21 protein-coding genes are annotated in these 21,479 nt (G+C 37.8%); 2 read left to right on the top strand and 19 right to left on the bottom strand.

The window, feature by feature from the left end; translation table 11 throughout:
- Window positions 1-138: 138 nt before the first annotated feature.
- The 4 genes from C5Q96_RS02195 to C5Q96_RS02180 form a co-directional block, all read right to left on the bottom strand.
- A complete protein-coding gene (locus C5Q96_RS02195) occupies window positions 139-1,416 on the bottom strand; it encodes an O-acetylhomoserine aminocarboxypropyltransferase/cysteine synthase family protein (protein WP_106056781.1) in 1,278 nt (425 codons plus the stop codon).
- Between the two features lie 92 nt (window positions 1,417-1,508).
- Window positions 1,509-2,873 (bottom strand): FAD-dependent oxidoreductase, encoded by a 1,365-nt coding sequence (locus tag C5Q96_RS02190; protein WP_106056779.1) that lies wholly within the window; start codon window positions 2,871-2,873, stop codon window positions 1,509-1,511.
- A 116-nt stretch (window positions 2,874-2,989) separates the two neighbouring features.
- Window positions 2,990-3,616, bottom strand: coding sequence for an NAD(P)H-dependent oxidoreductase (locus tag C5Q96_RS02185; RefSeq protein ID WP_106056777.1), 627 nt, complete (start codon window positions 3,614-3,616; stop codon window positions 2,990-2,992).
- Window positions 3,597-4,118, bottom strand: a complete 522-nt coding sequence (locus tag C5Q96_RS02180) for an NAD(P)H-dependent oxidoreductase (RefSeq protein WP_106056775.1) — start codon at window positions 4,116-4,118, stop codon at window positions 3,597-3,599. The genes C5Q96_RS02185 and C5Q96_RS02180 overlap by 20 nt, the downstream gene beginning before the upstream one ends.
- Before the next feature lie 171 nt (window positions 4,119-4,289).
- Between C5Q96_RS02180 and C5Q96_RS02175 the strand changes: the two genes are divergently transcribed.
- Window positions 4,290-5,312 carry a hypothetical protein gene (locus C5Q96_RS02175; RefSeq protein WP_106056773.1) on the top strand — a complete coding sequence of 341 codons (1,023 nt, stop codon included), beginning with the start codon at window positions 4,290-4,292 and terminating at the stop codon, window positions 5,310-5,312.
- 18 nt (window positions 5,313-5,330) lie between these two features.
- Here C5Q96_RS02175 and C5Q96_RS02170 read toward each other — a convergent pair whose 3' ends face one another.
- From C5Q96_RS02170 to C5Q96_RS02125, 10 genes are all read right to left on the bottom strand, one after another.
- Window positions 5,331-5,963 (bottom strand): hypothetical protein, encoded by a 633-nt coding sequence (locus tag C5Q96_RS02170; protein ID WP_106056771.1) that lies wholly within the window; start codon window positions 5,961-5,963, stop codon window positions 5,331-5,333.
- Window positions 5,964-5,981: 18 nt separating this feature from the next.
- Window positions 5,982-7,097, bottom strand: a complete 1,116-nt coding sequence (locus tag C5Q96_RS02165) for a tetratricopeptide repeat protein (RefSeq protein ID WP_106056769.1) — start codon at window positions 7,095-7,097, stop codon at window positions 5,982-5,984.
- A 145-nt stretch (window positions 7,098-7,242) separates the two neighbouring features.
- Entirely contained in the window at window positions 7,243-8,736 is a 1,494-nt protein-coding gene (locus C5Q96_RS02160; RefSeq protein ID WP_106056767.1) for a thioester-forming surface-anchored protein, read from the bottom strand.
- Between the two features lie 104 nt (window positions 8,737-8,840).
- Window positions 8,841-9,974 carry an Mbeg1-like protein gene (locus tag C5Q96_RS02155; RefSeq protein WP_106056765.1) on the bottom strand — a complete coding sequence of 378 codons (1,134 nt, stop codon included), beginning with the start codon at window positions 9,972-9,974 and terminating at the stop codon, window positions 8,841-8,843.
- Window positions 9,974-11,467: a gliding motility protein gene (locus tag C5Q96_RS02150; protein WP_106056763.1), complete on the bottom strand. Its 1,494-nt coding sequence runs from the start codon at window positions 11,465-11,467 to the stop codon at window positions 9,974-9,976. Before C5Q96_RS02150 ends, C5Q96_RS02155 begins: the two co-directional genes overlap by 1 nt.
- A 55-nt stretch (window positions 11,468-11,522) precedes the next feature.
- Window positions 11,523-12,449 carry an NUDIX hydrolase gene (locus C5Q96_RS02145; protein ID WP_158696659.1) on the bottom strand — a complete coding sequence of 309 codons (927 nt, stop codon included), beginning with the start codon at window positions 12,447-12,449 and terminating at the stop codon, window positions 11,523-11,525.
- 72 nt (window positions 12,450-12,521) lie between these two features.
- The gene (gene nadE / locus C5Q96_RS02140; RefSeq protein ID WP_330403817.1) at window positions 12,522-13,292 is read right to left on the bottom strand and encodes an NAD(+) synthase; all 771 of its coding nucleotides are present in this window, start codon (window positions 13,290-13,292) and stop codon (window positions 12,522-12,524) included.
- 48 nt (window positions 13,293-13,340) lie between these two features.
- Window positions 13,341-14,822: a nicotinate phosphoribosyltransferase gene (locus C5Q96_RS02135; RefSeq protein ID WP_106056760.1), complete on the bottom strand. Its 1,482-nt coding sequence runs from the start codon at window positions 14,820-14,822 to the stop codon at window positions 13,341-13,343.
- A gap of 13 nt (window positions 14,823-14,835) precedes the next feature.
- A complete protein-coding gene (locus C5Q96_RS02130; RefSeq protein WP_106056758.1) occupies window positions 14,836-15,639 on the bottom strand; it encodes a phosphoribosyltransferase family protein in 804 nt (267 codons plus the stop codon).
- A 52-nt stretch (window positions 15,640-15,691) separates the two neighbouring features.
- Complete coding sequence (locus C5Q96_RS02125; RefSeq protein ID WP_106056756.1) at window positions 15,692-16,198, bottom strand: cysteine hydrolase family protein; 507 nt, start codon at window positions 16,196-16,198, stop codon at window positions 15,692-15,694.
- 513 nt (window positions 16,199-16,711) lie between these two features.
- Here C5Q96_RS02125 and C5Q96_RS02120 point away from each other — a divergent pair.
- On the top strand, window positions 16,712-18,100 hold the full coding sequence (locus tag C5Q96_RS02120; RefSeq protein WP_106057983.1) for a TrpB-like pyridoxal phosphate-dependent enzyme: 1,389 nt from the start codon (window positions 16,712-16,714) through the stop codon (window positions 18,098-18,100).
- Between the two features lie 105 nt (window positions 18,101-18,205).
- Here the strand turns inward: C5Q96_RS02120 and C5Q96_RS02115 are convergent, their stop codons facing one another.
- The 5 genes from C5Q96_RS02115 to C5Q96_RS02095 all read right to left on the bottom strand — a co-directional run bounded on the left by C5Q96_RS02115 (window position 18,206) and on the right by C5Q96_RS02095 (window position 21,467).
- A complete protein-coding gene (locus C5Q96_RS02115; RefSeq protein ID WP_106056754.1) occupies window positions 18,206-19,102 on the bottom strand; it encodes a hypothetical protein in 897 nt (298 codons plus the stop codon).
- 110 nt (window positions 19,103-19,212) lie between these two features.
- Entirely contained in the window at window positions 19,213-19,515 is a 303-nt protein-coding gene (locus C5Q96_RS02110) for a hypothetical protein (protein WP_245905583.1), read from the bottom strand.
- 172 nt (window positions 19,516-19,687) lie between these two features.
- Entirely contained in the window at window positions 19,688-20,029 is a 342-nt protein-coding gene (locus C5Q96_RS02105; RefSeq protein ID WP_106056750.1) for a hypothetical protein, read from the bottom strand.
- Between the two features lie 22 nt (window positions 20,030-20,051).
- Window positions 20,052-20,723, bottom strand: a complete 672-nt coding sequence (locus tag C5Q96_RS02100) for an SMI1/KNR4 family protein (protein ID WP_106056748.1) — start codon at window positions 20,721-20,723, stop codon at window positions 20,052-20,054.
- A 54-nt stretch (window positions 20,724-20,777) separates the two neighbouring features.
- Window positions 20,778-21,467: a hypothetical protein gene (locus C5Q96_RS02095; protein ID WP_106056746.1), complete on the bottom strand. Its 690-nt coding sequence runs from the start codon at window positions 21,465-21,467 to the stop codon at window positions 20,778-20,780.
- Window positions 21,468-21,479 lie beyond the last annotated feature (12 nt).

Genomic DNA, 21,479 nt, shown 5'->3' with positions numbered 1-21,479 from the left:
CTTCTTTAGCTTCATATTGTTATATCTATTTCCAATATAACAAATAAAAAGGAGCCTCTTTGCCTCGGAAAACAAACTGGTAAGAAACTCCTTTTAGATAATTCTATTTATTTAATTTATAAAGCGATATTTAAGCAATTACTGCTCAAGAGCCTGATCAACGTCGGCGATTATATCGTCGATATCCTCGATACCTACTGACATTCTCACTAGATCCTGAGAGATTCCAGCCGCTGCTAGCTCCTCATCGTTCATCTGTCTATGCGTGGTCGATGCAGGATGAAGCACACAAGTTCTTGAATCAGCTACGTGTGTAACTATTGCTGCGAGCTTTAGCGAATCCATGAACTTAATTGCTGCCTCTCTACCGCCTTTTACTCCAAATGCGATAACTCCGCAAGATCCGTTAGGAAGATACTTCTCCGCGAGCTCGTGCTGGCTATCATTTTCTAGTCCTGAGAACGAAACCCAGGAAACCTTAGGATGATTTTCGAGATGCTTAGCGAGAGCAAGCGCATTCTGGAAATGTCTTTCCATTCTCAGATGTAGCGTCTCAAGTCCAATTCCCAGATAGAAGGCATTTTGAGGTGAAGGAATAGATCCGAGGTCACGCATAAGATTAGTCGTCATCTTTACAATGTATGCGGCCTTGCCAAAGCTCTCTGTATAAACAGTGCCGTGATATGTCTCGTCAGGAGTTGTAAGTCCCGGGAACCTGTCGCTGTGCTTAGTCCAGTCGAAGTTACCTGAATCTACAACTGCTCCACCGACTGAATTAGCGGTACCATTCATATATTTTGTAGTTGAGTGTGTGACGATATCAACGCCCCACTCGAAAGGTTTGCAGAAAATTGGCGTAGGGAATGTATTATCTACGATTAGCGGTACACCATGCTTATGTGCAGCATTAGCAAACTTTTCAATATCTAGAACACTCAGTGAAGGATTTGATAAAGTCTCACCGAATACAAGTTTTGTGTTAGGCTGGAACTTCTTCTCTAACTCCTCAGGTGATATATCTGGTTCAACAAACGTAGACTCTATCCCCATCTGCTTCATAGTATGTGCGATAAGATTGTATGTCCCACCGTATATAGCAGAGCTAGAAATAATGTGATCACCCGCGCTTGCAATATTCATCATAGCATAGAAGTTTGCAGCCTGACCAGATGATGTAAGTATAGCTGCAACACCACCCTCTAGCTGGCAAATCTTGTTTGCTACTGCATCATTAGTTGGGTTAGAAAGTCTAGTATAAAAATATCCAGACTCTTTTAAGTCGAATAGATTTCCCATCTGCTCTGATGATTCGTACTTAAAAGTAGTGGACTGAACTATTGGAACTACTCTTGGTTCTCCGTTCTTTGGCTCGTAGCCACCCTGCACGCATACCGTGCTAGTTTTGTAATTTGTCATATAAAAGTCCCTCCTTTTTGTATCTAATTAACTATATAGTGTTTATTCGTGAATTGCAAGTTACACGCATACCGTTAATTAAATGATACTTATTACTTAACCGAACCGAACAAGTCATTAAGTGCCTCCGCCATTGTCGGATGTGTAAATATCTGGTTAGCGAGCACTGTGTATGGCTGCTTTGCAATCATTGCTGTAACTACAATATTGATAACTTCGTGAGACTCCTCTCCAAAAAGCACTGCTCCAAGTATTTGATCAGTATCGGCATCAACGACAGCCTTGTAGATCCCCGCCTGATTTCCAAGTATCTTGGCCTTTGGAATAGCCGTTACGGGCAATTTCGAGACTCTTACGTTATAACCTTTTTCCCTTGCATCTTTTTCACCGAGACCGACTTTAGAGAATGTAGGATGTAGAAATGCTGAGAAAGCTATTCCCTGGCGCTCTTTTCGCGAGTAGCTTCCATCCCCGTCTAAATAGCTTTTCACAATGCGGTAATCATCGAGGGAAACGTAAGTGAACTGAGGCCCGCCATTGATGTCCCCCATTGCGAAGATATGCGGCTTGTTAGTCTGTAGGTGATCATTTACATTTATAAATCCTCTTTCAGAAACTTCAACTCCAGCATTCTCAAGATGCAGTTCCAAGGCATTAGCTCTTCTGCCAGTCGCTACCAGCAGTGCATCTACCTTGAGTTCTTTGATGTCACCATTTTCTGTATATGAAATCAATACTTTTTCATCACTCTGCTCAACATGATTAATTTCTGAATTGAATAGAATATCAACACCTAGTGACTTATATGATTCATATACTACTTCTGCTACATCATCATCTTCTCTTGGAAGTAGTCTGTCCCCATTATCAATAATCGTTACTTTAGTTCCAAACTTTGCATATGTTGCTGCAAACTCTAGCCCTATAAATCCGCTCCCTAAAATAGCTAGCGTTTCAGGGAATTCCTCGAGGTTCATCAGCGTTTCGCTAGTATGAATGCGGTTACCTACTTCCAGTCCTTTTACGTCAGGAATAAACGGCCTAGTTCCAGTATTGATAAAAATCTTTTCAGCAAATATCTCATATGAATCCGAGCCGTTATCAACTATGATAGTGTGGTCGTCTTTAAACGAGGCTGTTCCATCAAGAACTTCTACGTTTTCATTGCTTTCAACCTTGTCGTAATTTGCTTTATTCAGCTTCGCTATAAGGTTTTTCTTACCTACTACAGAATCTTTATAGTAAGCTTTATTATCAGCATTGCTATAAGCCTTCCTATCTGCACAAGTTGCGAGGAACTTAGATGGGATGCACCCCACGTTTATGCAGGTTCCACCATACATATTTGATGATTTCTCAACAAGAACAGTCTTCTCTCCTTTATTTCCAAGGTAATTAGCCAGCGTCTTTCCAGCTTTTCCGAACCCAATTATTATGTTATCTACTTTTCTATTCATTTTTTTATGCTCCTTATTGTAATTTTAAATTGCGTGCTATTTATTTAAACAATATCATATTGCGCATAGCATAATATGTTGAATTGTAGAAGTTTTTAGTTATTGAAATATATAATTTATTTCTTAAAAATATCCTTCTTTTTTAAACCATTCTTCTTAGCCTTTGGAATCCAGTACATTCTATTAGCCTGATGTTTCCATATAAACCTTGGCCAGTTAGGATTAATATAAAGTTCTTCACCAGTGCCCCGTCTATTAATATTTATGGCAAAAGCTTCTAAAGCATTCCCTAAATTTTTAGTCGGTCCATGCCCAAGTGGTACTTTTTTTAAAAAAGGCAGCATTTCACCAGCTCCGCAGCCTATTCCTTGCCCCCATACAAAACCATTATCACAACACCAAAGTTTCATCTGCTGAATGGCAATATGATTCTGTTTGCCTTCATAAAAGCCATTATTCATAATTACGTATATAATGAGCTTATTATTTCTATGATTTTCACTTATTCTTTCCATAAGATATAGGATATGAGACGGAATACTATCAACGTATAGAGGAAAGGCAAAAACGAGCATATCTGCTTTAACGATTTCATCAATATATTTATCTACGGATTTATAATTCTCCACATGAGCAATATTCACTTCATTTTTTTCTTGTATGAATGGTAATAACAACTCTACAAGAAGTCCCGAGTTACTCTTACCATGTCTTGGACTACCATTAACAATTGTGAGTTTCATATGATATCCCCTTTCTCAAAGCCTCCTCTTCATTTTCGCAGAAATTAATCTTTAATCTATTTGCATCAAAGTTAATTGCATTGGCCTCTACTAGCTTTGTAGCGATTTCTTTTTCTTTATTTGAGATATCACTTCCATAAAAACATACAATAAGATTGAATCTATTATGGTAGCGCTGTTTATGATGTGTTTCATTTTGTTTTATTTTGAAAAAAGGAAGTAAATAAGGAATGCTTCGATCCATTACATTTTTTACAAATGGACTATATCCTCCGTAGAAGCAGCGACTTATGACAATGACATTTTCTGCCGCCCCAAATAACGCCCCCATATTTTGATAGTCATCATTTATCACACATTTGCCAGGTGTCTTTATCCAGCATCCGAAGCAGCCCATACAATTTCTGATTGAATTATTATTTGAAATGACCTTTATATCGTCATTCCCTCCTATAAATTTTTCAACTTCAATTCTGTTTAAATCATGAATTAGTAGATTCATCTTGTATCTCCTATATTTCTCTGATGATACGTAATATTATACTCCCTCACAATCCACTCTTTATGATGTGCGTTTATTCTTTTTGAAAAACTATTACCTATATCAAGGTATGAATTGTTATAATACCACTATATGCTTTTTATTATATTTTAGAGGGGAAAAAGACTTCATATGGGCTTTTTAATTGTATTTCTTGGCTTTTTTATTATTCTGATTCTATCTTTTATTGCCACTATTTATATATACATTAGATTCGCCTTTGCTGTTAAATCTGATACAGAAGTTCCTGCTTGGATTTATAAGATCGGTCAATCTTTCAAATCTAGAAGCTACATTACTTTTGATAACGTTACTGACTCCACGGCATTCAAAGAAGCGACACTATTTATTGTTAGGCTCATTTTTATAAATCTTCTTTTTATAGCCGTAGCTTATCACAATACTCACAGCCTAACATTCGCCGCATACAAGTGTATAAAGGCACAGTTTGCCCTTGTGCTCGTAACTACTTTTATTCAAAAAATTATTAAATTAATTTCCATAACGAGAGCTAAGTTAGATAATCCTGTTTACTCATATGCTTCGACGAATGCAGTAATTACTTCGATATTTTTTACATCCTTTATCTTAATGCTCTGCACGTCCATGGCAGGCGTCCCTGTAAAGCCGCTTAACGTACAGCTTGATAATACCAATGTGATTATCGGCGAGACGACAGCAGCCGACCTAATCTCCTCGGGATTCACTTTCAAAGATGCTTCCCCAAATGATATAGTTGTAAATCAACGTAACGATCACTTTTATTATGGCAAGCTCGTTGAGATTACTAAAGATGGTAAGTCTTACGGTAACATGTTTCTCACTCCGGAAAGCGGTGATAAAGACAAGCTCAGGAACTGTATAGTTACATTTTACAGAGTAGAAGCTACGAACAATCAGATATCAAAAGTGAAAATAAACAATACAAGACTAGAAAATCTTAGATACAATGACTTTAATAGTAAGAAAATGATTAATATCTTCTCGCTGAACCCACTTGATTACAAAGAAGATACATATGACAACTCTTTTAGCTTGAAGGTCGGCACCGATGAATACCTAATATGGAAAGCGTACTGGATTACTGCTGATTTTAACGATGATAAATCACCTTATAGATACAGCGTAGGAGTGCACCACATAAAATGGGAGTAAGCACTATGATACTCCCATTTACATATTTTCTAACAAACTTATTTCCTTTTGTAAAATATTTTTTTCTTTCAAAATAGCTATGAGTTCTTCTCGCTGCTGTTCAGACATATATTTTTTTACTTGATTGCTTTGCGAAGAACTATAGCACTGCCTGATAGCAATCTTAATGTGGGACAACGTAAGTTTATCTCTTTTCTTCTCTAATACTTTTATGAAAACATCCCATACAAATGCTTCTTCATATATCCAAAAGAACGATGCTACAGCCTGCAGTACCTTGGGATGTTTTTGTGTCTCAAGCAAATATCTAACGTATTTTTTACTTTCTTCCTCGAAATGATTAATTTTGTCTTCTGTAATTATATCTGAGTCAGCCTTATATAAATGACTTAAATGAATATATCGTGCACAAAAGCTTTGGAGCGTATATACATTGTTCCATATAGTATCAATATTGGTCTCTTTTTTTATTGCTGATATATACCTATCTGTATTGGTAATAAACCAAACCTTTATCTGTTTTGTATCTTTAGTACCAAGCTCTTTGCATGCAGCTCTCATAAAATGACTTGAGGCTTTTTTACGTGCTTTCTCATCATTGCTTTCCAAGTTGCATAGTTCATTATCCATTGTCTCAATCGTATATTTCATATCAATTCCTCATGATATTTAAAATTTGTGTCTTACACAGTCTACCATATAACAAGAATATTCTGGGTATAATTTAAGCTCCATTTCCGGTCTCAGCTGCTTGTCCTTTATACGAGATATCATCTCTTCAAAATCTCGCTTATCTTCCTTCCAGCTTTCGATAGTCTCTTGCTTTTCCTTCTCACTATCATATTCTGTATCTACTATAGCATCAGCGATTGCACCCTCAAGGTATTTTCGATTCTTTTCTTCAAGCCTTGTAAACCTATCTCTTTTACCACTTATCCACAGCACATAATACAGGTGTTCCCAATCAACTGTATAGTATTCGTTATCCACTTCTTCAGTGCAGTATCTTAGGAATCTATCATATTCTTCTAGCGCATAATATGCATCAAATACCTGATATTCCATAATGTCATCGGTGTTCAAATCATAATTATCGTCAGATCCTATTTTTATATTTTCTAGATATGAAATTGCAGTGGTTTTATTACCGAGAGCCACATCACAGTATGCTATACAAAGCTTTAGCCACATTCTATCTGGGTACACCGTAATTAGTTTCTCAAATATCTTTTTCGCCTCTTGATATTCTCCAAGCGCATAAAGTGATGCCCCATAGTTAATATTAGATTCATAACTATCCTCGAGCTCTCTTGCATGCTTAAAAAACTCATTACTACGTTCGATATTCTTTTTCTCTTTAGAGAAATCATAATCAGGAAAATAATAAAGTCCGAGGGCTTTATATGTCTCCACATATGGGGATTTCAAATCCTTCGCTTTTGTCAAATAATCTAACGCTCTTCTTGAGTAATCCTCAATGAAAGCAATGTTGGTATAAATCCTCGCAACTTGCTTATCGTCTACCTCATTTGAAAATCTATCTAGAAAATCCTCCAGCAATTTAATATATTCGGTGTCACCTTCTCCGAGTTCTAATTTGACAGACGCCAATGTGCATATTGCATCTACATCAGAGGGACGCTCCTTTAACTTAGAGAGTAGATATTCTTTCATCTGTTCGAGATAGTCTTTTGATCTTTCAAAATCCTCTAAAAAAGATTCTTTATATCGATTTTCATATTCTGCTTTTAACTGTATCCAGTGCGCTCTTAAATCCTTCATCATGTGTGTCAATCCTAAAGTTTTCTAATGTAAAAACATAAGTCTATCTATAGATATAAGTTAATTTTATCAAAAAAGCTGGGTGCGATACACCCAGCTTCTATTTAAATTTTTAACTTATTTATGTGAAATAGGTTAATCTTTATCTCTACTTCACATTCTTTCTGCGATTATATCCAATAGCGCTTAGAGCTAGTCCCGAAGACAGAAGTAATAGTGCATACTGTGCAAAGCTTCCTTCATCCCCTGTTTTTGGAGATTTAGACTTTACCACAACGCTTGGCTTCTTTGCCCCTGGCTTTGGTGTTGTACCTGGAGTTGTCGGTTCAGGCTTAGCGTTATCCGTTACAGTTATCTTTCCACTAGCAGCTACTACAGTCTCGCCCTGTGCGATTGTTCCAAGCTTCACTGTTCCATCTGCCTTTACTGTAAATGTAAAGTCTGTCACCGCTAGGAATCCTGCTGGTGCAACCTCCTCATGGAATCTATATGTTCCAGGCTCAAGCTGAATCTTGTGGCTCGTTGTTCCACTTGTCCACTCGTTAACCTTCTGAACACCCTTGTAGATTTCAATTTGGGCTCCTGCAAGTTCTGTACCACCGAGCTTCACTTTGCTGAACTCGATTTCCTTAGTATTAGGCTGTGGAGTCGGTGTAGTCTGAGCGTTATCCGTTACAGTTATCTTTCCACTAGCAGCTACTACAGTCTCGCCCTGTGCGATTGTTCCAAGCTCCACTGTTCCATCTGCCTTTACTGTAAATGTAAAGTCTGTCACCGCTAGGAATCCTGCTGGTGCAACCTCCTCATGGAATCTATATGTTCCAGGCTCAAGCTGAATCTTGTGGCTCGTTGTTCCACTTGTCCACTCGTTAACCTTCTGAACACCCTTGTAGATTTCAATTTGGGCTCCTGCAAGTTCAGTTCCGCCAAGTTTCACCTTACTAAACTCAACTTCCTTGGTTGTCGGTGTTGGAGTTGGTGTATTGGGCTGAAAATGGCCACTTAATAAATTCTGATAGCTATTATCTTTTGCTCTATAAATATCAAGTTTCGTTCCAGCAGGAATTGCAGTAGTACTATTAACTAAATCGTTAAATGCATTTTTCTCATTTTCAGTGAAATTGTTACCACTTGTATCTCTTGCCGGCATATTGAAAGTATCAGTATAGTACCAAACAGCATACTGTGTTATCTGTCTAAACTGTCCATCTGTCAGTCCATATCTTTCTTTTATTCCCGATTTGTTGTTAGGATAGCCATCGTAAATTATCCTTACTAATCCATTATAAAGATCTTCTCCGTTCACTCTTTCAGTATCAGCAAGTTCTTCAAACTTTGCAGCTGTTCCAAGTTCCTTTGTATATAAAGTTTTTCTAGGTGAAAATGCGCTATCTGGAAATGATCGATGATCATTAAAGCAGTACGCAACATCACCTTTAGCATTTGATCCATCCGGTCTAACGTAGATTGGGTTTTTAAGGTGGTCACTAGCCGGATATTCTCCCGATTTTGTGTACGCCTGATATATATCTTCAGCATGTACTTCAGTAAATGGACTAGAAAAAATTGGAATCAATACAATAGATAACATCAACACTGTTGCTATTATAGGATTCCTCAACTTATTGATTATTCTATTCATTACAGTCCTCCTCTTGGTCTTGTTATTTAGGCGGATTATATAATGGAATCTATAAAATTTCAACAATTTTTTATTAATTTTAGAATGGTTGTCTAATAATAATTCTACAGATTATTCTTTTTTTCGATTCTAAGTCTTTCTGCTGGTTTTGGAATTTTACTAAATGCTGTTTTGCTACTAACCTTAACAAGGCTACTTAAAGCAGTCATGAGTTCTGTTCTTTTTTCTTTTGGCAGCTTAACCAGACCTTTTATAATAATTCCTGTATTCTTGAAAAGACTATCGCTAAACTCATAAAACGTCTCAGCTTCCGTCTCCTCAATCATTGAAAATACAGTTGATACAATCGATAGCCTCGTTTCATCGTCAATCTTTTCTAGCCACGAACCAAGCGCTACATCAACAAATTTTCCGAATTCATCCAGTTCAGTCTCAATAAAATTCTCTTTTGTCACTTTCCATGTCATAGCGTCATGCTGATATAGACCAAATGCATCGCTCTCGACAACTTTCTGCTCACTTTCATTCGCAAGCAGTTGTCCAATCATCGATGTTTGAGGAACAATTGTACAAATCTTATGTACGATAGCTTGATATTCATTTGACTTAATTACTTCGTCTCTAAATCCAGGACCATCGTTGTTATATACACGACTTATACGCTCTTGAACCACATTGTCACAAAATGCGGAAGCAAACATAGCAAAGTTTCCTCCTTTAGAATGACCGCCTACCATCAGGTTGCCTTCGAGGAATTTTGATACTTTATTAATATATTTAACGGCTTCCTTTGCACCTTCTGTATCTGCCATAAAAGTCATTAGGAAATCTTCTTTCCAACCTATAATGGTACTGTCAGTACCTCTAAAAGAGATGTAGTTCGTTCCATCGGGAAGTATGAATGTAACCGCTGCAAATTGCTTTACCTTCTCCTTATCGAGATCTTCCGCATAGTGCACAACTTTCGTCCCTTTGAAGCGGTCAGCTTGTACCATCTCTTCTAACAGCAATGCTATTCGCTCCGTGAACTGTTTGCTCTCCCTAATCTCATCTAGCGAATGATTTTTACAAAAAAGCTCAAAAATTTCCTCAATGGTATAAGAATCATTAGAATTAGTAAAAAACTCACTGAAATCTATATACGCCAGACACGACAAGATAACGTTATCTATATCGTTAAATGGTGAAGCTTCGAGGCTTACATCATTTCGCCATTTTAAGTAATCTAGTAAAACCATCAGAACTCCTTTACTTCATCGAATACATTTATAAGTTCATCCTTGTTAACAGATAATTCATCAGGTATCAGATTTAAAATTTCATCTAGTGCCTGGAATATTTCATCCCTTTCCGCAGTATATATAAAATTTTTTCTTTTATCCATCTTGTTAAATCCTACGGTATATTCTCTCACTAAAGTCTCTGTTTCCTTTATTAAGTCAGTATCTGGATCTGCGATTAGTTTAACCATGGCTGACCTAGTCTTTCTATACATCGTGGACGCTTTCTTTGCTATTCCTTGCGGTATATTTTCGTCCCCATCCCATGAGCGAAAAGGATTGTCTAGGTTCTGTGCGAGCCATTCTTCTTTTCTTGGCTTTGTTATCCGTAGGTCAAGTCCTTCGCCCTTGCGTTTTTTGTAAAGCTTTTTAACTTCCTTCGCAGCTTCTTCTGGAAGACTATCCATCCATAATCTGTATAGTTTTTTTAAATCTTCAGGTCTAGGCACCTCACTGGCTGTAAATCCGAAGATATCCATAGTTGTCAGGACTTCTAATTCACTAAATTTCGTAAGTTTTCCAAAATTTATTATCTTGCCAGGTTTGCCCCACAGCCTTAGCTCCTTAAGCTTCGGATATTCTCCTGCGATGTCATCAATATCAAGTTCTGTTACTGCTGTCATATGGAGTGCATTTAAATCCTCTAAACCTTCTAGTTTAGGAACCATACCTTCGCAGTTTAAAATCATATATTTACCGGCATCGCGAGCCCTTATCTTGCAGCTCTCCTTTACTTGTCCGGTTAAAGATAGCATATTCAAATCTTCATTTAGTATTAGCTCATCAAGTCCTGTCATATCAACTGTGAGCCTATGTATAGAAGTTCTTGAGAAGTCGAGCTTTGATTTCCCATGATTCTCAATTATAAATTCTCTAATAAATGGATTCGAATTTAGATATTCAAATAAGTTCTTATGCCATCGTGTAACCGTCAGAGATGAAAGACAAGGAAATACCCTAAGTTTTAATGCATCATCAAAATCATGCCAATTATCATTTTCGTTATGGGTTCGTATCCTTCGTCTTTTACCCTCAAAATCTACAAACTCATCACTTTCATTTGCTTTCTTAAAAGTATCTCGTTTATCTTTAGGAATTTTTTCCCATATGAACTGATTATATACTTCATGCCCCTTACTCCAGCTACCATAAATATCTGTATCATCATTATTAATCGGTGTGAGATTACCAATGTAAACATAATTAGGCGGAACACTTATATCAACCTTTTTCATATGTAAAGCTCTATTCCAGTACATGTAATCGATATAAAGTGGTGTCACCGCAGCAAGATCCTCCAGTTCAGGAAGTTTGTCACCGAACCAGTCAAGTGACAATATAATAGCCTGCGGTTTTTTACCGCTGTCATCTACCTTTGTTACTTGGCAAGCAGTGTATTTCTTAAAAAGTTCATTGTAAACGCAGTAAATATCTCCAGCCTTTGCTATCATGTATATCTCCTTAGGTTAATTCACATAATTATATAATTTGTCCAGCAGCTTATTTTTAATGATTTGCACTCTTTACGCGGAACAGCATCGCTGGTCTATGTCCATATCCCTCAATTATCTCTCCAGTTTCTTCTACGTATTCTGCAACCTTCCTTCTGAAGTTTGCAGACAGAAACTTCTTATCTGTCACTTTTTCAATAGTGCTCTGTAGTTGAGCCAAGGTAAATGATTCTGGCAATAAATCAAACGCAATTCTAAGGTCGTACTCCATCATATCTCTGAGCTCGAGAAGTGACTGAACTATGATTTTAGCATGATCAAATCCCAGTTCACCGCTGTCTACTATCTGATAACTCGATACGTGGTTGTAGCCTTTTCTTGTTGATTTCTCTGACACAATTGCTTTAATCTCAATATTCTCATCACCTTTTATATTGCTATCGGAAGAAGCGCTATCAAAGGATAAGGTGAGAGTGTGTTTTATCATTTTAGTTGTGCTTGTAGAATCATCGGATGAAGTATTATCACTCTGAAGCTTTACGCAGAACCAAGCTGCATCCCACGCATCAGTATCCGCCCTTAGTGTGCAATTTTCCGCATTAATTAGAGATATGAAGCTATTTGATATAATCCAGCCTCTAGGGTCTCTTCCGGCTTCTGAGTATACCCCTGCTAGGTGTAAAAATGGATTCTCTACGCCTGTTTCCTCAAGGAGTTCACGCTTTGCAGTCTCCTCGATGGTTTCACCTGGTCGTAAAAAACCTCCGGGGAGTGCCCAAGCACCTTTGTACGGAAATTGAGATCTCTTGATAAGCAAAAGTTTAAGCTCTCTATTTTCCAGCTTCCTAATATTACTTTGCTCCCCATCTTGCATTACAGCAAACGCAACTATATCAGTGGCAACTGATGGACGTTCAAATTGTTCAATATTGTAATTCTCGAGGTATTCCCTCTCTTCAGAACTATTTATATCGTATGTCATATAGGTCATCTCCCGCTAACCAATTATTCTTTCCGTTACTATAATTTCAGTTCTTTAGTAAGTAATTATTAATTATATAGTATCAATTTTAGGATCAAACATAGGCATGAGTTTCAATTTAAATAAATTCTGTACATGCTTTCTATCTATAATTTCTTTCTTTTCTAAGTCGGTAATCTCGCCTGTCCTAATATATACATCCAGCATTTCATAAGTGAACCCGAGGTTATCTTCATCGGTTTTTCCACACAGACCATCGATAGGCACTTTGTCAATAAGAACATCTGGCAATTCTAGCAGACGACCAATTTGCTTAACTTCCGTTACAGTCAAATTAGACATAGGACTAAAGTCACCGACAGAGTCGCCATACCTAGTTGAATAACCAACCCAATCTTCCGATAAATTACATGTATTAACAACCCTGCCATTCATGCTTTGACTTATAGCATATACCGTAGACATTCTAATCCTAGGAGGGAGGTTTTCTTTTGTCTGCTTTGAAATCTCTAAGTTCAATCCGTTCTTCTCACCTGATTCAATCCCATTAAGCACCCCATCCACGGCAGACTTGATATTAATCTCGATGCTCCGTATTCCTAAATGATTAACTAAAAGCCTTGCCATTTCGATATCAGCCTGCTCTCCATTTGGCATAAGCACGCCTATTACACGGTCCCTACCTAGCGCCTCTACGCATAGTGCAGCTGCAATGGAGCTGTCCTTTCCCCCCGATATTCCAAGTACTGCATTACAGCCTGGTCCATTCTCATCGAAGAACTGACGAATCCACGTAACCAGTTCATGTTTTGTCTTCTCTGCATCGAATCTATATTCCATCATAACCATATCCTTTTAAATTATCACAAAATTATTATTATAATTTACCGTTTAAAATTCACCTTTATGTAGCACCGCTCTTATTTCCGCTAGAGTCTGGCTTACTGTAAGTTTACCATCTTTGAAAACAGAAATTAATTCGTTCTTAGGATTTCGGCATACTTCTTCCCAAGCATATTCATCCTTGTAACTAAGCTCACCTTTATCATCCTTAAACACAGCGCAGCAACCCTTCTGTGACTTTTTGAATCCACCGTCCTTAGGATTCTTGAAAATAGGATATGGTTTCCCCTCAATCTCGCAGTAAGTAGCTTTAATGCACGAGCTGAAAGTATCTCTTGTAAACGGTTTCAGCACACCACCTTCTTCGATGCACTGCATTGAAAACGATCCAACACCTAGTGCGACATTAGAACAAGCAAATCCATTTTCCTCAAGAATTCTATAGACCTCTTCGCATCTTTGAACGGTTATCGAGTCACCATAAATTGCTTTCACGTGAGGGTCAAGAACCTTGTATCCCTTGCTGTTTATAGTTCCACCAAACTGCTCCCACAGCTTGAAGACAGTTTTAGTTACGACTTCGATGCAGTCCCCTGAATCGCCTCTCATGAGCATGCACCCGTTATGTGCCATGATTTCAGGCTTTAATTTAGGAAGCACATTATCGATAATATTCCAGTAGTCGTATGAATCTAATACAGCACTGAAGCTTGTATTTGGATATATCTCAGTAAGCAGTCTTCTGAGCAAGGTAATTTCATCCCCATCTATCGCATAATTGCTACACATAACCGAATGCTCGGTACTTGGGCTGCCAAACGCTACAGGCTCCTTCGTGCAGTCACAATTGTAGTTAGCCTCGAGGTACGGGATAGTCGGAACAGTGGCGGTGTTAAGGAAAGACAAGCACCATCCAGCGCCAGCCTTCATGGCAGATTCAACAGATTCTTCTCCTCTGAAGTCAAATGCCCCTAGAGCTCTCGCACGAGGAATATTATCATCACACGTTTTGTCGTAATATTCATTTACAATCTGTCTATATGTATATCCGACAGTTGCAGCGATCATAGGATGCCAGCTTTCGGCAGATATTAAGCTTTCAAGCGACTGAGGAAGCCATGCAAAGTCTGGGTGTGTATTAGTAATTCCGAACATAGGCACATGCATTGGCACCAATGTACCCTCTGGTAGGGCCACAATCTCTATTGGCAGGTATCCAAGATGATGTAGCTCTTCTACTTTTTCTATTTTATAAGCTTCACTACCAAGGGCGTTATCCATAATCCTTTTATAATCTTCAATTACTTCATCAAAAGGTCTTCCAAAGAACTCCTCATTAAAGTAATCAATTAAATAGTTCTTAATAAAGCCTTGAAGTCCGAACATTACAACCTTGTCCCATCTGTTTACGCGGCTCATCCTCGGTGTAAAATATGAAACCGACTTTGTTATTCCTTTAGGTAGCATTTCGGCATGTACAGCCTTATAAAAATCTATAAGCAGCATAGGATTTATCTTATTCGCACTCATGATGAACTCCTCTCTAATACTCCTTTACAACCCTAACTGGTCCCTTATCCTGAAATCGATATATGCTATTGGTTGTATAAACATTCCTAACGAGCCCGCTCTTAATCATATCGCCTTCCCAAACTGCATTTTCGAGGTGAGACACATATAGGTCAATATCGGCAGCACCCATGTCTTTTAAAGCTTTAGCACTATGTAAAAACGTTCCGCCCCTCGAGCATATATCATCGATAATAAGGATATTTTTGCCTGGAACTACATCGGTTTCTCCAAGCACTTCAAGTCCCAATATCTCCCCTGTTCTCCAGTCACGATTCTTCATGCCGAACACATACGGAATATCGCACTTTGATGCTATGTGAGAATACCTTTTCATTGCCCCCTCATCTGGAAAAAACAGAATGGTATTTCCGTCACTATTCACGATTTCGAGTAGATGTAAGATAATATCCGTCGGTTCAATGATAGAGATGTTATCGATTAACGCGGTACTGACATTTGAATGTGGGTCAATTACCTCCACGGTGTCGAATTTAAGATCATTGATAAACTCAGCAAAATACTTAAGCGTGAATACTTCGTCGGAGTTTTTTACCCTATCCATTCTGGCATTTGGAATATAGGGCATTAGTAGTTCAATTCTCTTTACCCCATGAGTTCTCAGGTGCTTCACAAGGAAATAAATCACCATGTACTCTTCATCATTATCATAAAGCCAAGTGATTTTGGTATTTTCACAATCAGATAAGTGTTTTATGAGCATAGTACCATCCGGAAAATGTTTCAAATCAATTTCTTTATTATCTATACGAATCATATAAGCTCTCCCAATTACCGTTTAAATAACTATAAATAACTAAATGTGGTTACTATTCACCTATTACGTTTACCTGACAGCATCTCATGGTGGTCAATGCCGCCTCATGAGTCTCTGGTGTTACTCCTGCACAGCAGCGCGCATCTACAGTTACATCAATTTCTGGAAATGCTGCCTTGATTATAAGTGCGTTCGAGACTACACATATGTCTGTACAAAGTCCAATAATTTCAACATCTTTAAAATCAAATTTGTCCCAGTCAGTGTATCCGAAGCTCGGTTTATTTAAATAAGTAGCACCTTCGACATAAAGTTCTTCCGGAATTTTCCAGCCCTCAGTCTCCTCGATGCAGTGCTCTACTGGGAGATGTCTACCCTCATTCGTCTCAAGGTAGTTTTGCTTATGAGTGTCTCTCGTAAAAATTATTTCATCACCTCTAGACTTATATTCAGCAATCTTATTCTTAACATTTTGAACTATGTCAACTGCTTCTTTCGTACCTAATGCTCCATCAATAAAATCCTTCTGCATGTCTACAACAATTAATGTTTTTTTCATGGTATTCACCTCATCTTAACTTATTATCATTTTGATAATATCTTTATGGTCATAACTTAACATCATTTGGATATTAAGTCAATAGTAAAGTGTAATTTAATGTAAATAATTATATACATAAATAGAATCAATCATGAAATATGTTGACTCTCACAGATTCCGATGTTAATATTGTAAAAAATTACAAACCGCTGACGGAGAATAGTAAGCTTAGATGCAGCAGAAGAGAGATTTGCAGATGGTGTGATTGCAGACTGTATGCGCTTTGCTGAATGGCCTCCTGAGGGCAAACTGAACGAGTTTAATATCTAGACTCTATTAGGGGCGACGGAGAAGATACTTCGTAAACAATATCTGCATATGTTAGTATGCGAAGGAGTGGGCGTTTTTACGTCAATGCCGGGTGGCACCGCAGGAGATTCAACTCTTGTCCCAGCAATTTGGGGACGAGAGTTTTTTTATTGCTTTCTTTCACACTTCGCAAGATTAGATGAGATGACAAAGGAGAGTAAAATGTCAAAGAACACAAACAATAGCGCAATACCGTATAAGATTTATTTGCAAGAAAATGAGATGCCAACACACTATTACAATGTGAGAGCTGATATGAAAGATAAGCCCGCTCCACTTGTAAATCCAGGTACAGGAAATCCGGTAACCTTCGATGATCTGAAACCTGTGTTTTGCGATGAGCTCATAGAGCAAGAGTTAAACGATACCGATAGATATATCGAGATTCCTGAGGAGATAAGGGATTTTTATAAGATGTATAGACCTTCCCCTCTCGTACGCGCTTACTGCCTTGAGGAGAAGCTCCAGACCCCTGCCAAGATTTATTATAAGTTCGAGGGAAACAACACTAGCGGAAGTCATAAGCTCAACTCGGCAATAGCACAGGCTTACTACGCTAAGAAAGAGGGACTCAAAGGAGTCACAACCGAGACTGGTGCTGGTCAGTGGGGAACTGCCCTATCCATGGCTTGCTCTTGCCTCGGTCTAGACTGCAAGGTTTACATGGTTAAGGTTTCATATGAACAGAAACCATTCCGCCGTGAGGTTATGAGGACTTATGGTGCATCGGTTACACCGTCTCCTTCTGAAACTACAGAGGTAGGTAGAAAGATCCTGCGCGAGCACCCTGGAACTACAGGAAGCCTTGGCTGTGCAATTTCCGAGGCTGTAGAGGCTGCTGCGACAAGCGATGGATACAAGTACGTACTAGGAAGCGTATTAAATCAAGTGCTTCTACACCAGAGTGTAATCGGCGAAGAAGCAATGACCGCAATGAAGAAGTACGGCATCAAGCCCGATGTAATTATCGGATGTGCTGGTGGCGGTAGCAACTTAGGCGGTCTCATATCACCATTCATGGGCGAAAAGCTTAGAGGCGAGGCTGACTACCGTTTCGTCGCTGTTGAGCCTGCATCATGCCCTAGCCTTACAAGAGGTCGTTATGCTTACGATTTCTGCGATACTGGACATGTATGCCCAATGGCAAAGATGTACACGATTGGCAGTGGCTATATCCCTGCACCTAATCACGCAGGCGGACTGCGCTACCACGGTATGAGCCCAATCGTTTCTGAGCTATATCACCAAGGCGAAATCGAGGCTGTAAGCTATACACAGACGGAAGTCTTCGAAGCTGCTCGTGACTTTGCTAGAGTTGAAGGCATACTCCCTGCTCCAGAGAGCAGTCATGCTATTAAGGCAGCTATAGATGAAGCTCTAAAGTGCAAAGAGACTGGCGAAGAAAAGACCATTCTGTTTGGACTTACTGGAACTGGTTATTTTGATCTCTATGCCTACGAACAGTTTAACGATGGCAATATGACTGACTACGTACCAAGCGACGAGGAAATTGAAGCGAGCCTAGCTACACTTCCAAACATTGAAGGTTAAGGCGGTTATCTCGTTAATATTTCTCACATATGTACAAAAACGCCTCCTAAGATTAGCAATAATCTTGGAAGGCGTTTATATATATTCTGTATTCTAGATTGAAAACTACCTATTATAATTTTGAGCTTCCAGATCTATCTCACCAACAGTCATGCTTGTACGAACATCCGGATTTTCGTTAAACCTTTTAGTGAGCTCTTCTATGGCAGTTATTTTAAATTCATCACTTGTCTTTTGCCTATAATAATCAAAGCAGTCATAGGTTCCACTGCAACAATCTCCCCAATCGGATAAATATCCGATAACTTCAAAGAAGCTATCGTTATATTTTTCAAATCGCTTCGTCGCAGTACTCTTTAAATACCCGGAAACGCAGTATACAAAAGAATAATAAAAGGCTGGATCACGAAATGAATTATATTCCTCGCTATGAAAGCTCGGGTCGATGATCCTTGCCTTTCGCACATCGTCAATGCTTGGTTTTCTTGACATTTTAATATCTGTCTGTATATAAGAATAGAATGTTTCCTTATCGTAGAATTTACTGTCTACAGCGATTAATGCCCCATACCTTCCATCCTCGTATTGAAACACCATTACAGCACCATTTCTGTATTTACTTTCCACAGGAATGGGTGGAGCAACCCTCTTTTTCGGCTTTTCTTTTTTGACGCTGATTTTTTTTAGGAATTTCTCTAAGTGTGCAGTTCTCTGCTTAATGAACGACTTATCAGCACCAAGTTCTTCAAGAACAGCCAAATCTTCTTTGCTCTCTATGACTTTCTCTATATCATATAGAAACGATTCATCTAATTGTCCTACTTCCCACATACATTGCGCAAGAGCAAACATCACGTTAAATCTATCTTCATCATCTATATCTAAAAGCAGGTCTTTCTTTATATCCTCAGGCTCTTCTCCCAGGTTATACCTTTCAAAAAATTCATCTTTTACATCAAGAGATGTATCGTTACCAAAAATGCTTGCACTCCATGTACCCATAGTTTTCTCCCCTTATCCTTTTATTCTAAGCCAATGAATCACTTAGATTTTACAATAAAAAAAAGCAGCAAGTGGCAACATTTCACATCATTGCTTTTACTTAACACATCTCACTCGATATCAAAATCTACCTCAAATTTAGGATTATTCAAATTCGGAAACCCATATTTTTCTACACTATTTAACACTCTTTCAATCTGTTTGGTAATATTTTCCCTGCTAACTGGCAAATTGCTTATGATATATATAATTCCATCTCGTTTTGCCGGGCAGATAATACCGCGTCTATCTTCCTTATTTATAATGCGAAGAAGATAGACATCGTATTTGGTTTCAACATAAAAATCAAGCTCCTGATTATCATAAATCTCATCTGAAATCATATGAACCGGGGCAACTATACAGTCTTTCATTCTGATGCTGTCGCTTCCAAAATGCATTTTACAATTACGTTTTCGCTTTTTTCTTTCTATCCATTCAGTAAACATTTTTTACCTAAAAACACAGTTTTACAAAATCTTTTCCATTCATTTCCTTACCTAAATTCGCTCTATGTATAATAATATATTGGTTTATTATACTTTTCTACAAAATAGGCTTGATCCAGCTCCATACTTGCTTGGAAAATTTGGATTCATCAACTTCTTCGGCTAGCACTAGTGTTATCCTATTTAGCTTTGATGAATATTGCTTATTAATTATTAATAAAAACGGACCTTCTCCAGAAAGGTCATCTGTATAAAAGCCTTTTTCGTCCATTAGCTGAAACATCTCCTCATCTCGGGAAATATAAACATCTGTTGTTTCATCTTCATTATCAATAACGAAGTATGGATTTTCCCAAAATGGGATAGTTTCTTTTATTTTTTCTATAAGAGCATCCTTACTTTTATCAGTATATAAGATGTAATCAACACCTGTAATCATAATTTCACCTATCACCTAAGATTCAATTACATTTAAACAGTATTTCAAGCCATTTCTTTGCATTTTCGCAGCTACCATCTATTGGTGTTGCACGATTGTTTGTAAAAGCTTCCCACTGCCAATCTTCACCACCTACACACCCTATTTTGGTGTATTCATCCAGAAACTCTTGGAATGAATTTGCCATTACATAGCCATGCATATCGCTTCCGTCATGGCTTAAATACACAATTCTTCCATAGCCTCCTTCTTCCAAATCAATAGCAAATAAATCGCCATTACTTACTTTTTGGAAAGCTAATTTATTATGAAAGATTTTGTCATATGGATTATTGTAATCAGGATAACAAATATCAATCCATCCCTTTCTGCTTTCTTCACAGCTAAGGATAGTATCAATTCCGAAGTACAAATTGCCCGAAAAAATTTCCACTAACTCTTTTGGCAACTCTAAAAGTTCTTCGTCTTCACGATAGAGATTCCAGAAAAATTCTAAATGCGACGATACATTAAGAAGTACCCACCTGAAATCTTCTGGTAACTTATGCTCTAATTCCTTTTCAAGATCTAGTATTTCCTCTTCCCTTGCAACTTCTTTACAAATTATTTTGCTTGTAGTTCCACCTAATTCGTCGACTCTGTTCTTAAAACGATTAAGTCTCTCTAATATTATCTCTTTTGTGATGGTGTTCATAAGCTAAGCTCCTTCGGATATTTACTAAAACATTTCATTGAAATTTATATTGATCTATACCAACTTCGTTTCAGGTGATTTCAAACCATATTCTGAAATAAACTTCTCTTTTTCAGAGCTTATTTCCTTCTTTTGTTGCAAATACACTTTTAGCTCTATTTCTCCCTTATGTCTTTGCTCAGTTAAGTTTTTCTCTCTCTTCTCTATCTCAAGATATGAAACTATAGTAAAAAACGATGCACCTGGATTCACATTTTTGAGCCTTAAATATTCCACCACGTCATACTGCAAATCAAACATTTTAATCTTTGGTGTAACTTTGATAAAGTAACTGTTTAAGTTATTTTTCCCAAACTCTTTTTCTAACATCTCCCATTGCTCATTTGGCAGAACGCAAAAAGCGAAAGTATCATCTTCAGCACTGTCGACAAATAAACGAATCGAAAAATCATCTTTGATTACTTCATTTATCGATTTTATCGTTATGTCTCTATCCATCTTTTCTTTATAAGGGATCCTCATGCTTTTATCTTTATAGATTAAAATGATATCATCCCCATACGGCTTTTTATTGTCCTCCCTGTAGACAGAAATCATATTGCCTATTGCCTTATTAAAATATTTTACAATGTTCTCGTCATACTCGCGCCAATCGATCTCTATAAGTGCCTGACTTTCATAAAACTGATCTACATTTTGCGGATTTGCTAAAAACGCTTTGATTGCTTCATTAATTTGTTTCATAAAAACCTCAAA

It is taken from the genome of Mogibacterium diversum (assembly GCF_002998925.1).
GTDB classification, from domain to species: Bacteria; Bacillota; Clostridia; order Peptostreptococcales; family Anaerovoracaceae; genus Mogibacterium; species Mogibacterium diversum.
The sequence above is the reverse complement of the archived record's forward strand: the minus strand, read 5'-3'. Positions and strand labels throughout refer to the sequence as shown.